The sequence below is a fragment of the Erwinia billingiae Eb661 genome (assembly GCF_000196615.1).
Taxonomy (GTDB): domain Bacteria; phylum Pseudomonadota; class Gammaproteobacteria; order Enterobacterales; family Enterobacteriaceae; genus Erwinia; species Erwinia billingiae.
This window is the reverse complement of record NC_014306.1, coordinates 4,889,974-4,904,834: the sequence shown is the minus strand read 5'-3', so window position 1 is coordinate 4,904,834 and position 14,861 is coordinate 4,889,974. Positions and strand designations below refer to the sequence as shown.

General features: G+C 56.1%; 15 protein-coding genes. 13 read left to right on the top strand and 2 right to left on the bottom strand.

Going from position 1 to position 14,861, the window contains the following annotated elements:
• Positions 1-8: 8 nt before the first annotated feature.
• Both EBC_RS23740 and EBC_RS23735 read right to left on the bottom strand, forming a co-directional pair.
• Complete coding sequence (locus EBC_RS23740; protein ID WP_013204420.1) at positions 9-389, bottom strand: hypothetical protein; 381 nt, start codon at positions 387-389, stop codon at positions 9-11.
• Positions 386-988, bottom strand: coding sequence for an HD domain-containing protein (locus EBC_RS23735; protein ID WP_013204419.1), 603 nt, complete (start codon positions 986-988; stop codon positions 386-388). The genes EBC_RS23740 and EBC_RS23735 overlap by 4 nt, the downstream gene beginning before the upstream one ends.
• A 64-nt stretch (positions 989-1,052) precedes the next feature.
• Here EBC_RS23735 and EBC_RS23730 point away from each other — a divergent pair, with 64 nt between their 5' ends.
• From EBC_RS23730 to bcsQ, 13 genes are all read left to right on the top strand, one after another.
• The gene (locus tag EBC_RS23730) at positions 1,053-1,511 is read left to right on the top strand and encodes a MarR family winged helix-turn-helix transcriptional regulator (protein ID WP_013204418.1); all 459 of its coding nucleotides are present in this window, start codon (positions 1,053-1,055) and stop codon (positions 1,509-1,511) included.
• Between the two features lie 92 nt (positions 1,512-1,603).
• Positions 1,604-2,032: an organic hydroperoxide resistance protein gene (locus tag EBC_RS23725; protein ID WP_013204417.1), complete on the top strand. Its 429-nt coding sequence runs from the start codon at positions 1,604-1,606 to the stop codon at positions 2,030-2,032.
• Positions 2,033-2,200: 168 nt separating this feature from the next.
• On the top strand, positions 2,201-2,812 hold the full coding sequence (locus tag EBC_RS25905; protein ID WP_013204416.1) for a hypothetical protein: 612 nt from the start codon (positions 2,201-2,203) through the stop codon (positions 2,810-2,812).
• A gap of 12 nt (positions 2,813-2,824) precedes the next feature.
• Positions 2,825-3,445 carry a cytochrome b/b6 domain-containing protein gene (locus tag EBC_RS25900; protein ID WP_013204415.1) on the top strand — a complete coding sequence of 207 codons (621 nt, stop codon included), beginning with the start codon at positions 2,825-2,827 and terminating at the stop codon, positions 3,443-3,445.
• The gene (locus tag EBC_RS23710; RefSeq protein WP_013204414.1) at positions 3,438-4,193 is read left to right on the top strand and encodes a molybdopterin-dependent oxidoreductase; all 756 of its coding nucleotides are present in this window, start codon (positions 3,438-3,440) and stop codon (positions 4,191-4,193) included. Before EBC_RS25900 ends, EBC_RS23710 begins: the two co-directional genes overlap by 8 nt.
• Positions 4,194-4,562: 369 nt before the next feature.
• Positions 4,563-6,263: a kdo(2)-lipid A phosphoethanolamine 7''-transferase gene (gene eptB / locus EBC_RS23705; protein WP_013204413.1), complete on the top strand. Its 1,701-nt coding sequence runs from the start codon at positions 4,563-4,565 to the stop codon at positions 6,261-6,263.
• Positions 6,264-6,933: 670 nt separating this feature from the next.
• Complete coding sequence (dppA, locus tag EBC_RS23700) at positions 6,934-8,538, top strand: dipeptide ABC transporter periplasmic-binding protein DppA (RefSeq protein ID WP_013204412.1); 1,605 nt, start codon at positions 6,934-6,936, stop codon at positions 8,536-8,538.
• 275 nt (positions 8,539-8,813) lie between these two features.
• Positions 8,814-9,833, top strand: coding sequence for a dipeptide ABC transporter permease DppB (dppB, locus tag EBC_RS23695; RefSeq protein ID WP_013204410.1), 1,020 nt, complete (start codon positions 8,814-8,816; stop codon positions 9,831-9,833).
• Positions 9,834-9,845: 12 nt separating this feature from the next.
• Complete coding sequence (dppC, locus tag EBC_RS23690) at positions 9,846-10,748, top strand: dipeptide ABC transporter permease DppC (RefSeq protein WP_013204409.1); 903 nt, start codon at positions 9,846-9,848, stop codon at positions 10,746-10,748.
• Positions 10,749-10,757: 9 nt separating this feature from the next.
• Positions 10,758-11,744, top strand: coding sequence for a dipeptide ABC transporter ATP-binding protein (dppD, locus tag EBC_RS23685; protein WP_013204408.1), 987 nt, complete (start codon positions 10,758-10,760; stop codon positions 11,742-11,744).
• Entirely contained in the window at positions 11,734-12,738 is a 1,005-nt protein-coding gene (gene dppF, locus EBC_RS23680; RefSeq protein ID WP_013204407.1) for a dipeptide ABC transporter ATP-binding subunit DppF, read from the top strand. Before dppD ends, dppF begins: the two co-directional genes overlap by 11 nt.
• Before the next feature lie 475 nt (positions 12,739-13,213).
• On the top strand, positions 13,214-14,029 hold the full coding sequence (gene bcsO / locus EBC_RS23675) for a cellulose biosynthesis protein BcsO (protein WP_331426447.1): 816 nt from the start codon (positions 13,214-13,216) through the stop codon (positions 14,027-14,029).
• Positions 14,020-14,817, top strand: a complete 798-nt coding sequence (gene bcsQ / locus EBC_RS23670; RefSeq protein ID WP_013204405.1) for a cellulose biosynthesis protein BcsQ — start codon at positions 14,020-14,022, stop codon at positions 14,815-14,817. The genes bcsO and bcsQ overlap by 10 nt, the downstream gene beginning before the upstream one ends.
• Positions 14,818-14,861: the final 44 nt, after the last annotated feature.

Genomic DNA, 14,861 nt, shown 5'->3' with positions numbered 1-14,861 from the left:
ACTGATAATTAACCGCTTATAGGTGTTTCATGCAGATGCCGCCAGCCGATGCCGGCAGAAGAGAGGCTGAACACCACGGTTGAACGCCGCTGGGTAGGCGCTGAACCCGGCAGCGACTGGATTTCGCGGTAACTGACCACGGCACCGTCGGTCCATTCGCTGACCAGCGTCATCTCGTCGATGGCGATCGTCAGCCCTGGCTTTGCCGCCTGGCTGGCGCGGAAAAACTGGCTCAGTTTGGAGTGATCCAGCACCGCGCCGCTCAGCCCGATCATGGAAAACGCCGCCGGGAAGCGAGCCAGTAACGCCCCGACGTCGCCGCTGCCTTCACTCAGCCAGTTTTCAATGGCGACATGTGCGTCCAGCACTTCGGTAAACCAGGTATTCATGACGTTTTCTCACTGTTAACGGGATATTTTTGCTGCTGGCGGGCAAACCAGTCAGCCGGTACATGATGCGGTGCCTGCGTCAGCTGATCAATGCCCTGTTCGATGATGATCGACGCCTGCTTCCACAGGTCGGCATTGCCGTCGGTCAGCAGCGAAATCTGCACGCGCTTTTCGACCAGATAGACGCGGGCAAAATGCGGATCGAAATGGATTATCGAGCGAGTGTTATCAATGATGTCCGCCAGCTTGATGGTCTGCGCATCCGCCGAGGCTTTGGCCGTGTGGCGGAAATGGGCGACTTTGCGCGCGGCACGGTTTTTGGCGTCCGCCGGCGGGCAGTCGGTCAGCATCTCGACCAGCTCCGCGACTTGCGGACCAAAAAAGTTGCTGATGTCATTTAAGGTGGATGGCGTGTCCTCAACCGTGTCGTGCAGCCACGCGGCCGCCAGCATCACTTCGTTGTCGGTCACGCTTCTGACCAGTTCGACCACGGCCGCCGGATGAACGATATAGGGTTCATCGGTATATTTGCGGCGCTGGCCCGCTTCCGCGTGGGCTTTGGTGGCATATCGCCGTGCCTGTTCTTCCAGTGAATCCATCCGTTTTCCCCCATAGATAGAAATTAGCTTGCAAATATATCGTGCACTATTTATATTTTTGGTCATGACGAAAGATAAAGATGACAAAAAAGCCAAAGACTCGCCACTGTTGCTTGATCAACAGCTGTGCTTTGCGCTTTATTCCGCCAATCTGGCGCTCCACAAGCTTTACCGGCAGCTGCTGACCCAGCTCGATGTCACCTATCCGCAATATCTGGTGCTGCTGGTGCTGTGGGAGAAGGATGACGTCACCGTCTCCGAGATTGGCGAGCGTCTTTTCCTTGATTCCGCGACCTTAACGCCGCTGCTGAAACGACTGGAAGCCGCCGGACTGCTTAATCGCCAGCGTTCACGCAAAGATGAGCGCCAGGTGGTGGTGACCTTAACGGAGCAGGGCGCTGAATTGCGCCGTAAGGCCGAGAACATCCCTGAGTCGGTGTTCTGCGCCACGGCGTGTGACGGCGATACGCTGACCTCGCTGAAAACCGGACTGGAAACGCTGCGCGACAACCTTAACGGGTAAGCGCGGATGCACTAAAATCAGTATCGATTCTTTTTGTTATATAAATAGCGCGCGATTTAATCGCGTATAAAGCACTCAACAGGAGTTTCACCATGTCTATCGAAAAAGTAGTTTATACCGCAAAAGCTAAAGCCACCGGTGGCCGTGACGGCCGTGCGACCTCTTCCGACGGCGTGCTGGACGTTAAGCTGGGCGTGCCGAAAGAAATGGGCGGCGCAGGCGGCGAAGCGACTAACCCAGAGCAGCTGTTTGCTGCCGGTTACTCTGCATGCTTCCTTGGTGCGATGAAATTTGTGGCCGGTCGCGACAAAATCGCTATCCCGAAAGACGCCTTTATTGAAGGCGAAGTGGGCATCGGCGCGATCCCGACCGGTTTCGGTATCGAAGCCAAACTGAATATTCATCTGGAAGGCATGGACGAAGCGGAAGCCAAAAAACTGGTCGACGCTGCGCACATCGTTTGCCCGTACTCTAATGCAACCCGTGGCAACATCGACGTGACCCTGAATATCATCAACTAATTTGATGGTATAAATGCCCCCCGGCCCGCTCTGTGGCCGGGGATGCGCGGCCCGTAACGTTTTAAAATACAAAAAAACCGCAATCTTCCTGGTAGTTTCCTGTTCTCCGCTTACGCTTACTTAGCACCCTAACTAGTCGACACACAGCATCCTTCTCAGGAGAGACACATGATCAAGTCCCGTATTGCAGCCCTGCTGCTCGGCACGCTGCTGGTCAGCGGCACCTCTTTCGCTGCAGATACCACTATCAAGCCTACCCGCGGAACGATCGACTCGGTCAGCGATTCTGCGGTGCAGATCACCACCCGTCAGGGCGATAAGCTGGATGTAAAAATCACCGACCAGACCAAGGTCAACAGCGTCAGCAAAGCCAAAATGAGCGATATCAAACCGGACAGCTTTATCGGCACCGCCGCGGTTCCGATGGCCAATGGCGAGCTGAAAGCGCTGGAAGTGCACGTCTTTGCACCGAGCCTGCGTGGCAGCGGTGAAGGCTTCAACCCGTTTGAATCGCCGGACGGTAAAATCAACACCATGACCAACGGCACCGTCGGCAAGCTGGTTAACAGCAACGGCCACACTCTGACCGTCAAAGTGCATGACATGGAAAAAACCGTGATCGTGCCTGACGACGTGCCGGTGGTGCTGATCGAGCCGGGCAACAAGAGCCTGCTGAAAGCCGGAACCAAAGTGGTGCTGTTCGGCATGAAAGATGCGCAGGGCAACATCGTGGCACGCGGCATTTCTGCCGGTAAAGACGGCCTGACGCCGCCAATGTAACCCGGAGCAACCATGCCGGCTTCTGCAAAAAAACGGGTCCATCCGTGGCCCGTCCGCCTGTGTCACTGGTTGAACGTGCTGGTGATGGTTGGCATGGTGATGAGCGGCTGGGGCATTTATAACGCCTCGCCGCTGTTTTCGTTTACCTTCCCGGCGTTCCTCACCCTTGGTGGCTGGCTGGGCGGTAATATCGCCTGGCATCTGGCGGTGATGTGGCTGCTGTTCGTCAACGCGGCGATTTACGTGCTGTGGGGGCTGTTCAGCGGGCATTTTCGTCGTCGCTTCTTCCCCTTTACGCCCGCGTCGGTGCTGCGTGATATCGGCCAGGCGCTGCGCTTTAAGCTGCCGCACCAGCAGGGGCACTACAATGCGGTGCAAAAGCTGCTGTATGTGGGCGTGCTGATATTGGGCGCGCTGCTGGTGCTGTCCGGGTTATCGATCTGGAAACCGGTGCAGTTCAGCCAGCTGGTCGCCCTGTTCGGTGGCTTTGATATTGCCCGCTACGTCCATTTCTTTGCCATGAGCGGCGTGATGCTGTTTGTGGTGGTGCATGTGGTGATGGTGTTGCTGGTGCCGAAAACGCTGCCGGCGATGATCACCGGTGGCCGCAGGGAGACACCCACCGATGAGTGACAAACCCAAAATTATCCTTGAGCCGGATCAGCGCAAACAGCTGGTGAATCTGCAGCGTCGGTTGATCCTGCGATCGGGCCTGACGCTGGGTGCGGTGTCGATGCTGACCGGTTGCAACCTGCAGGACGGCGATCAGGTGGATAAAGCGCTGTGGGCGATGTCGCGCTGGAACGATCGGGTACAGGCCTGGCTGTTCAGCGGCGATAAGCTGGCGCAGACCTACAGCGAAGCGCAGATCACCCGGCCATTCCGCTTCAACGCCTTTTACCCTGAGTACAACGTGCCGGATATCGATATCAGCGACTACCGGCTTGAAGTGTCCGGCAAGGTGGAGAAGAAAGCGCCCTGGACGCTGGATCAGCTAAAGCAGCTGCCGCAGAGTGCGCAGATCACCCGGCTGATCTGTATTGAAGGCTGGAGCGCTATCGGCCAGTGGAGCGGCGTGCCGCTGAAAACCTTCTTACAGCATGTGGGGGCCGATCTGACGGCCAAATACGTCGGCTTTAAGTGTGACGATCGCTACTACTCCAGCCTGGATATGCCCACCGCGCTGCATCCGCAAACCATCCTCGCGTTAGATTTTGACAAAAAGCCGCTGCCGCCGGATTTCGGTTATCCGCTGCGTCTGCGCGCGCCGACTAAGCTCGGATTTAAGAATGCCAAGCATATTGGGGCCATTTTTGTCACCAATGAGAATCCCGGCGGGTACTGGGAGGATCAAGGATACAATTGGTTCAGCGGGATCTAGACCCTGCGTCCTTGACGCCGTGGCGGCGTTAGCTGCAAGAAGCCACCCGAATCACTTACTCATGTAAGCTCATCGGGATGACTTCTTTTGCTGCCTTGCCACAGCGCCAATGACTTGAGTCTGGGCAGGTGGACCCTGCGTCATTGACGCCGATTTTTTCTGGTTTTGAGCTTTTTCTGAACGATTTTTGGGAAAACGGGCGCGTATTGTGGTTAACTACGCGGCTTGTGCGGAGGGGCTCCTTCGCTTTGACGTTCCTGGGTGATGATTTTACCTGGGGATAATCGACCTGCTTTCCGAACTCTGGCGTAACGGTACGGTCTGATTAGCGTTTAAGATCCGTTTTTGTTACACCGGGAAATAGGTTGAATGAATTTTATTAAATCTCTAACACAGCAGAAGCTCTCGCTGATGCTGGCATTTTACATCGGTATCTTTTTGAATATACCGGTGTTTTACCGTCGTTTTGATCCCTTTCTGGCCCAATTTAACGCCATGCAGTGGTTTTCTGCTGCGGTGGAAGTGGTGGCAATCGTCCTGCTGACCTTCTTCCTGATGCGTCTGCTGTCGCTCGGCGGCAAGGTGTTCTGGCGCATTACCGCCACCGCGCTGGTGCTGATTTCGGTCGCCGCCAGCTACTATATGAGCTTCTTTAACGTCGTTATTGGCTACGGCATCGTCGCCTCGGTGATGACCACCGATACCGACCTGTCGAAAGAGGTGATTGGTTACCACTTCGTCCTGTGGATGCTGTCCGTCAGCATCGTGCCGTTAGTGCTGATCTGGTGCAACGCGCTGCGCCTGACCCTGCTTGAGCAGCTGAAAACCCCGGGACACCGCATTAAACCGCTGCTGATCCTGCTGCTGGCCGTCGCGCTGGTCTGGTTGCCGATCCGCTTCCTTGATAAGCAGCAGAACATCAATGAAAAGCTGACCAACGTCGATCTGCCAAGCTATGGCGGCGTGGTGGCGCACTCCTATCTGCCGTCGAACTGGCTGTCGGCGCTGGGGCTGTTTGCCTATACCAGCTACGACGAGAAGATGGACAGCAAGGACCTGCTGGATCCGGCGAAGCAGTTTACCTACACCGCGCCAGCCGGGCTGGACGATACCTATGTGGTATTTGTCATCGGTGAAACCACCCGCTGGGACCATATGGGCATCCTCGGCTATGACCGTGATACCACGCCGAAACTGTCGAAAGAGAAGAACCTGGTGGCATTCCGGGGCGAGTCCTGCGATACCGCCACCAAGCTGTCGCTGCGCTGTATGTTTGTGCGTGAGGGCGGAACCGATGAAGGCCCGGCCCGCACCCTGAAAGAGCAGAACGTCTTCTCGGTACTGAAAGAACTGGGCTTCAGCTCGGAGCTGTTCGCCATGCAGAGCGAAGTGTGGTTCTACAACAACACCAATGCGGATAACTTCGCCTTCCGCGAGCAGATTGGCTCGGAGAAAGAGAATCAGGGCAAATCGGTCGACGATATGCTGCTGGTGCCGGAGCTGAAAAAGTCGCTGGATCGCCACCCTGATGGCAAGCATCTGGTGGTGCTGCATACTAAAGGCTCGCACTACCTCTATTCCCAGCGCTATCCGCGCGAGTTTGCCCGCTATCAGCCTGAATGCATGGGCGTCGACGACACCTGCAGCAAGGCAATGTTGATCAATGCCTTTGATAACTCGGTGCTGTACACCGATACGGTGCTCGACAGCGTGTTCGACCAGCTGCGTGATAAGAAAGCCATCGTCTTCTATGCGGCGGACCACGGCGAATCGATCAGCGAGAACATGCACCTGCACGGCACGCCGCGTCATATGGCACCACCGGAGCAGTTCCGCGTGCCGATGATTGTCTGGGCGTCCGATAAGTATCTGGCAGACCCAACCAATCAGAGCGCCTTTGAACGGCTGAAAGCCCAGCAGCGCGTGGGCAAGACCCATCGCCACGTTGAGCTGTTTGATACCCTGCTCGGTTGCCTCGGCTACACCTCGCCAGACGGCGGCATCAATCAGAAAAACAACTGGTGTGCCGATCCGAAACAGGCCACGGCGACGACAGACGACAAAGCCTGATCGGCTGCAAAACCCCTGCAATTAGCCCGGATCGTTCCGGGCTTTTTTATGCCTGAAATTCCCCACCGCAAAACCGCAGCATAAAATCCTGTTGGCGAAAAATGACTGTTACAAAAATTTGTCCATTTTAAATGGAAAAAAAGTCGCTGAAACCCTTCTGCCGTCTGGTTTCATCCCCTTATTTCGCGCCGCGTTCCGCTTATGACCGATCCCGGGTTGTTGCTGATTTCTTATGCGTCAGTTGCAGCATATTTAGCTGGCTAAGTTGATATAAGCAAAGCGTATCGTTCATAAATAACCCAGTTAGCCGACTAAATTAATCGTTTTTTTTTAGAGCAAATTGCCATGATTAAAGTTGTGGGCATTATCTTTGTGCGGTGAAACTGGCTGCAATCAATCGTTTCCTCTGAAAAACCCCGCAATTGGTTTTTTTTATGTTTGCTTGCTGTTTCTCACACTCTGTGTAAATACCTGACAGTTGTATTGACGTTCCTTGCAACTGTTGACAAATTGATGCCTCAGCGAGACAGGATGCGGATTAGTCTGATGGTTTCTCCCCTGACCGATCCTTTCCTTCTCCAGCGCCGCAAGGCAACGCAAAGACCGCACTAAAAAAATACAGGGTCTTGCGCACGTGCACACAACACCACATCACAATTGGAGCAGAAGCATGCGTATTTCTAAAACAGGGATGCTGAAGGTAGGTCTGAGCCTGATTGCTCTCACCGTTGCCGCTGGCGTCCAGGCTAAAACCCTTGTTTATTGTTCAGAAGGGTCGCCTGAGGGCTTTAACCCACAGCTGTTCACCTCCGGCACCACTTACGATGCCAGCTCAGTTCCGATCTACAACCGTCTGGTTGAATTCAAAATCGGCACCACTGAAATCCAGCCTGGCCTGGCAGAGAAGTGGGAAGTGAGCGAAGACGGTAAAACCTACACCTTCCACCTGCGTAAGGGTGTGAAGTGGCAGACCACCAAAGACTTCAAGCCAACCCGCGATTTCAACGCCGATGACGTGGTGTTCTCCTTCGAGCGTCAGCTCGATAAGAACAACAAGTATCATGGCGTCTCTGGCGGCAGCTACGAATACTTCGAAGGCATGGACATGCCGAAGCTGATCAGCAAAATCGAGAAAGTGGACGACAATACCGTGCGCTTCGTGCTGACCCGTCCTGAGTCTCCGTTCCTGGCCGACCTCGGCATGGACTTCGCCTCCGTGCTGTCGGCTGAATACGCTGACAACATGCTGAAAGCCGGTACCCCGGAAAAAATCGACCTGAACCCGGTCGGTACCGGTCCGTTCCAGCTGGTGCAGTACCAGAAAGACTCCCGCATCCTGTACAAAGCCTTTGACCAGTACTGGGGCACCAAGCCAAAAATCGACCGTCTGGTGTTCTCCATCACCCCGGATGCGTCCGTGCGTTACGCCAAGCTGCAGAAAGGCGAATGCCAGGTGATGCCGTACCCGAACCCGGCTGACATCGCCCGCATGAAGGAAGATAAAAATATCAACCTGATGCAGATGCCAGGCCTGAACGTCGGTTACCTGTCGTTCAACACTGAGAAAAAACCGCTGGATAACCTGAAAGTGCGCCAGGCGCTGATCACGGCCGTTAACAAGCAGGCGATCATCGACGCGGTGTATCAGGGTGCTGGCCAGGCGGCCAAAAACCTGATCCCACCAACCATGTGGGGCTACAACGACGCGGTCAAGGATTACACCTACGACCCGGCGAAAGCGAAAGCGCTGCTAAAAGAAGCGGGTATGCCAGACGGGTTCTCCATCGACCTGTGGGCAATGCCGGTTCAGCGTCCGTACAACCCGAACGCGCGTCGTATGGCTGAAATGATCCAGTCCGACTGGGCGAAAATTGGCGTGAAAGCCAAGATCGTCACCTACGAGTGGGGCGAGTACCTGAAGCGTGCTAAAGCCGGTGAACACCAGACCGTGATGATGGGCTGGACCGGCGATAATGGGGATCCGGATAACTTCTTCGCCACCCTGTTCAGCTGTGCAGCGGCAAAAGACGGTTCCAACTACTCCCGCTGGTGTTACAAGCCGTTTGAAGACCAGATCCAGCCAGCCCGTGCTGAGCCCGATCACAACAAACGTATTGAATACTACAAACAGGCTCAGGTTGTGATGCACGACCAGGCGCCTGCGCTGATTATCGCGCACTCTACGGTGTACGAGCCGGTGAGCAAGAAAGTGACCGGCTACGTGGTTGACCCATTGGGTAAACATCACTTCGAGAACGTTGATATTCAGGAATAGTAAACGGGTGCGCGGTTGAATAACTGCGTTGCGCGGCGCTCGCCACCTTCGACTGGCACGATGCCATGTCTGGGTTGCTGTGCGCCGCGCGCCTTGTTCTTCACTCTGCGCCCGACGGTTATCACCATCTGAAGTCATCATTAATTGAATTCATTCAATCAATGCCAGGTACGGCGCCCTGAAAAGCGTCGCGGCGGAGAATATCCGCGGCAAGATGTGAGCAAATATAATCTCTCGGGCTACGAGCCTGCGGGAACCAAAAGAGAATCCGGAATATGCTGCAGTTCATACTCCGACGTTTGGGACTTGTCATCCCAACGTTTATTGGTATCACCCTGTTAACCTTCGCGTTTGTCCATATGATCCCGGGCGATCCGGTGCTGATTATGGCCGGCGAACGCGGAATGTCTCCTGAACGTCACGCGCAGCTTCTGGCCCAGATGGGTCTGGATAAGCCGCTGTGGCAACAATATGTCTCCTACGTCTATGGCGTGCTCCATGGCGATTTAGGCATTTCACTGAAAAGCCGCATCCCGGTCTGGCAGGAATTCGTTCCGCGCTTTAAAGCGACGCTGGAACTGGGCATCTGCGCGATGATTTTTGCCGTGGCTGTCGGCATCCCTGCCGGGGTACTGGCTGCGGTTAAACGCGGTTCCATCTTCGATCATACCGTGGTCGGCATCTCGCTGACCGGTTACTCCATGCCGATTTTCTGGTGGGGAATGATGATGATCATGCTGGTGTCGGTGCACTGGAACCTGACCCCGGTCGCGGGGCGAATAGGCGATACGGTGTTCCTCGACGACAGTCAGCCGCTAACCGGTTTTATGCTGATTGATACCCTGATCTGGGGCGAACCGGGCGACTTCAAAGACGCCGTAATGCATATGATCCTGCCGGCCATCGTGCTGGGGACCATTCCGCTGGCGGTGATCGTCCGTATGACGCGTTCGGCGATGCTGGAAGTGTTAGGTGAAGACTACATCCGTACCGCGCGCGCCAAAGGGCTGACGCGGATGCGGGTGATTGTGGTCCATGCGCTGCGCAATGCGATGCTGCCGGTGGTGACCGTGATCGGGTTGCAGGTGGGCACGCTGCTGGCGGGCGCCATCCTGACCGAAACCATCTTCTCCTGGCCGGGTCTGGGCCGCTGGCTGATCGATGCGCTTCAGCGTCGTGACTATCCGGTGGTGCAGGGCGGCGTGCTGATGGTGGCCATCCTGATTATCGCGGTCAACCTGCTGGTTGATGTGCTCTATGGCGTGGTTAACCCGCGCATTCGCCACAAGAAATAAGGGGACGAGGATATGTCTGCACTCGATCCAGGCAGCGTGAGCGCTGCCCCAAAGCCCATGACCCCGTTACAGGAGTTCTGGCACTACTTTAAGCGTAACAAAGGCGCGGTGATCGGCCTGGTTTACGTGGTTCTGATGTTCCTGATTGCGATCTTTGCCAACGTGCTGGCGCCGCATGCGCCGTCTGAACAGTTCCGCGATGCGTTGCTGCATCCGCCGGCCTGGCAGGATGGCGGCAGCTGGAAGTTTATTCTCGGTACCGATGACGTGGGCCGCGATGTGCTTTCCCGTCTGATGTACGGTGCCCGCCTGTCGCTGCTGGTCGGCTGTCTGGTGGTGGTGCTGTCGCTGATCCTCGGCGTGATTTTCGGTCTGATCGCCGGTTACGTCGGCGGTGTCACCGACAACGTGATTATGCGTCTGGTCGATATCATGCTGGCGCTGCCAAGCCTGCTGCTGGCGTTGGTGCTGGTGGCAATCTTCGGGCCGTCGATCGTCAATGCCTCCATCGCGCTGACCTTCGTGGCCCTGCCGCACTATATTCGTCTGACCCGCGCCGCGGTGCTGGTGGAAGTGAACCGCGATTATGTCACCGCTTCCAACGTGGCCGGCGCTGGCCCGATCCGCCAGATGTTTATCAACATTTTACCAAACTGCCTGGCACCGCTGATCGTGCAGGCGTCTCTGGGCTTCTCCAACGCGATCCTCGATATGGCCGCGCTGGGCTTCCTGGGTATGGGTGCGCAGCCACCAACACCGGAGTGGGGCACCATGCTCTCCGACGTGTTGCAGTATGCGCAAAGTGCCTGGTGGGTGGTCACCTTCCCTGGTGTCGCGATCCTGCTGACCGTACTGGCATTTAACCTGATGGGCGACGGATTGCGTGACGCCCTCGACCCGAAACTCAAGCAGTAGAGGCACCAGATGGCACTATTCACTGTAGACAAACTGTCGGTGCATTTCGGCGACGAGAAGGCACCGTTTAAAGCGGTCGATCGCATCAGCTATCAGGTCGAGCAGGGCCAGGTGGTCGGCATCGTCGGCGAATCCGGCTCCGGTAAATCCGTCAGCTCGCTGGCGATCATGGGGCTGATCGATTATCCCGGCAAAGTGATGGCGGAAAAGCTGGAGTTTAACCAGCGCGACCTGAAACGCATCTCCGAGAAAGAGCGCCGCCAGCTGGTGGGCTCGGAAGTGGCGATGATTTTCCAGGATCCAATGACCAGCCTGAATCCGTGTTACACCGTGGGCTTCCAGATTATGGAAGCGATCAAGGTGCATCAGGGCGGCAACAAGAAAACCCGTCGCCAGCGTGCGATTGACCTGCTTAACCAGGTCGGCATCCCCGATCCGTCGTCGCGTCTGGATGTCTATCCGCACCAGCTTTCGGGCGGGATGAGCCAGCGCGTGATGATTGCGATGGCCATCGCCTGTCGGCCAAAACTGCTGATTGCCGATGAGCCCACCACCGCGCTGGATGTGACCATTCAGGCGCAGATCATCGAGCTGCTGCTTGAGCTGCAACAGCAGGAGAACATGGCGCTGATCCTGATCACTCACGATCTGGCGCTGGTGGCCGAAGCCGCGCACCACATCATCGTGATGTATGCCGGGCAGGTGGTGGAAACCGGTAAGGCCGTTGATATCTTCAAATCGCCACGCCATCCGTACACTCAGGCGCTGCTGCGTGCGCTGCCGGAGTTTGCCGCTGACAAGGCGCGTCTGGCGTCACTGCCGGGCGTGGTGCCGGGCAAATATGACCGTCCGCAGGGCTGTCTGCTGAACCCGCGTTGCCCGTATGCCAACGACCGCTGCCGGGTTGAAGAACCTGAATTACGTGATATTCCGGGGCGTCAGTCCAAATGTCATTACCCTCTGGATGATGCCGGGAGACCAACTTATGAAGCCTGAACATAACTCTGCGCTGCTGATGCAGGCGATCGATCTGAAAAAGCATTACCCGGTGAAGAAAGGGCTGTTTGGTCAGGAGCGTCTGGTGAAGGCGCTGGACGGCGTCTCCTTTAATCTGGAGCGCGGCAAAACGCTGGCGGTGGTAGGCGAGTCAGGCTGTGGTAAATCCACGCTGGGCCGTTTACTGACCATGATTGAAACGCCGACCGAAGGCCAGCTGTTCTATCAGGGACAGGATTTGCTGAAGCACGATCCGGCGGCCCAGAAGCTGCGCCGCCAGAAAATTCAGATCGTCTTCCAGAACCCCTACGGCTCGCTGAACCCGCGTAAAAAGGTCAGCCAGATCCTTGAAGAGCCGCTGCTGATTAACACCAGCCTGAGCAAAGCCGAGCGCCGCGAGAAAACCCTGGCGATGATGGCCAAGGTCGGCCTGAAAACCGAGCATTACGATCGCTATCCGCATATGTTCTCCGGCGGTCAGCGTCAGCGTATTGCCATCGCCCGTGGCCTGATGCTGGATCCGGACGTGCTGATTGCCGATGAACCGGTATCGGCGCTGGACGTGTCGGTGCGCGCGCAGGTGCTGAACCTGATGATGGATCTGCAACAGGAGCTGGGGCTGTCATACGTGTTTATTTCCCACGACCTGTCGGTGGTGGAGCATATCGCGGATGAAGTGATGGTGATGTATCTGGGACGCTGCGTGGAGCGGGGCAGTAAAGAAGCGATCTTTGCGAACCCACGCCATCCGTACACCCAGGCGCTGCTGTCTGCGACGCCACGTCTGAACCCGGACGAGCGTCGCGAACGCATCAAGCTGACCGGCGAGCTGCCAAGCCCGCTGAATCCGCCGCCGGGCTGCGCGTTTAACGCCCGTTGCCGCCGCCGTTTTGGTCCCTGCACCCAGCTGCAACCGCAGCTCAAGCAGTATGGCGACCAGCAGATAGCCTGCTTCGCCGTCGATCAGGATGAAGGTCAACCGGTCGGTAACTGAGGTCCGGCCATAAGCGAGAAGGGCGAATCATCGATTCGCCCTTTTTTTATCTGTGCGTAGCAGACGAATTTATAAGAGAAATAAGGCGTGAGTAGCGATTGCTCAGGCGATTGCGCTTAGGACCAATGGTCAGTTCAAAAGGCTGGGAGGAACAGGACCACCGGATAAAGTAGGGGTTCAGGGCCAGTCAAAGGTGACTTATGTCAAATTTCACCGCTTGCCAGCATAAACTTTGATTACTTCCCCTAACGTATTGCTAAACTCAAAGAAGTTGGCTATTTCCTCTTATCATTCATTGTCTTTTAATCGTCATTCTATTTAATTAACCTGACGAAATTATTTAATTAAGGCAAATAATAACAAAGTTGATTGATAGCCTGCGCAATCATTTATTTTATTTATCCTGAAGAGTTAATTAATCATTCTTCTGCACCCTGACTGGCGATAAGAATAATCTGATGCATATAAACATTGTATGGTATATTGCCGCGAAATCCCCCCACTCTCCGCGATCATTCCCATGAAAAGTTATGATGACCTGCAGCGTTTTAAAGAAAAAACGCAAACAAACCATATCGAATTCAAGGACATGTCTGAACAGACGAAGAATTCAGACAGTGCCAATTGGGCGATCATCAAACAGTTAATGAATGATGGCGCAGAGTCGGCTTTAGGCAACGGTCAGCGTATCGATGTGCCTGCGCCGCAACCGATTGCCGAAGACAGCCTGGATGCCCTGCTGGGACAAGCCGCGCAGCCAGTGCAGCCGGTTCAGCAGCCAAAACCACAGCACCAGCCGCCTACGCACGCGCCGTCGCACAGCGTGGCGCCGCTCGTGGCGAAACCGGCGGCAGCGCAGATTGGTGGCTCCTTGCTGGACAGCATATCCGCGTCGCTGAAGCCTGCGCCGGTGGCGGAACCTGCACCTGCACCTGAGCCTCAGGCCGTGAACCCGTTTAATGAGGCGCAGAACCCGCTGGCGTCAGCTCAGCCGGCCTTTGCCGCCGCCGCACCAGCTTCTCAGCCGGCCTTCGCCACCCCAGCCGCCGCCGCACCAGCTGCTCAGCCAGCCCCGGCCGCGTCACCGCTGATGGCGTCCCTGTCCTCGCTGCCCACCGCTGCGCCCGTGCAGACTGCACCGGCTCGTCAGCCCGCAGCCCCGGTGCAACCGGCTGCCGATCTGCCGCGCTTTAAGCAGCTGTTCAGCACCGCGCCGGAGCCGTCAGTGACCTCTTTATCGAAAGATACTTTGCTGCAACCTCTGCTGGAGAGAATTGCCTCATGCCGTTAGTTTGTGTTTGTTCTCCCAAAGGGGGCGTGGGTAAAACCACGCTGGCGGCCAACCTCGCCTATTCCCTCGCCCGTGGCGGCAGCAAAGTGCTGGCCATCGACTTTGATGTGCAGAACGCCCTGCGTCTGCATTTTGGCGTGCCGTTGTCAGACGGGCGGGGTTACGTGGCGAAATCGTCCGAATCACCCGACTGGAGCCAGTCTATTTTAACCACCGGCGGCAACATCTTTGTGATGCCGTATGGTGACGTGACTGAACAGCAGCGTGTTGAATTTGAAGATAATTTATCCCGCGACCCGAACTTCCTCGCACGGGGTTTACATACCGTCCTCAACTACCCAGGCCTGGTGATTGTCGCTGATTTTCCGCCAGGACCGGGTCCAGCCCTAAAGGCAATGACCGATCTTGCCGATTTACACCTTGTGGTGATGCTGGCGGATACCGCTTCGCTGTCACTGCTGCCGCAAATCGAAAACGAAAAAATGATTGGCGCTGCGCTGAATCAGCGTTCAGGACACTTCTTTGTGCTGAACCAGAGTGACAGCCGCCGCAACATCAGTCGTGACGTAACGGCCTTTATGCAACAGCGACTGGGCGACCGGTTGTTGGGTGTGGTGAATCGCGATGAGAGCGTGGCGGAAGCCAATGCCTCGCAGCAGTCCATCTTTGATTTCAGCCCTGTTTCGGCGGCGGCCTTTGATATTGAGATCGTCAGCAAGCGTATTGCTGCGCTGCTGGATATCAAGGTCGGCGACGGTGAAATGCAGGCGCCGCTGAGATCGCGCTAATCGACGGCGCAGCCGTCGGGTATGGATGCCTGAAACACCGCAGT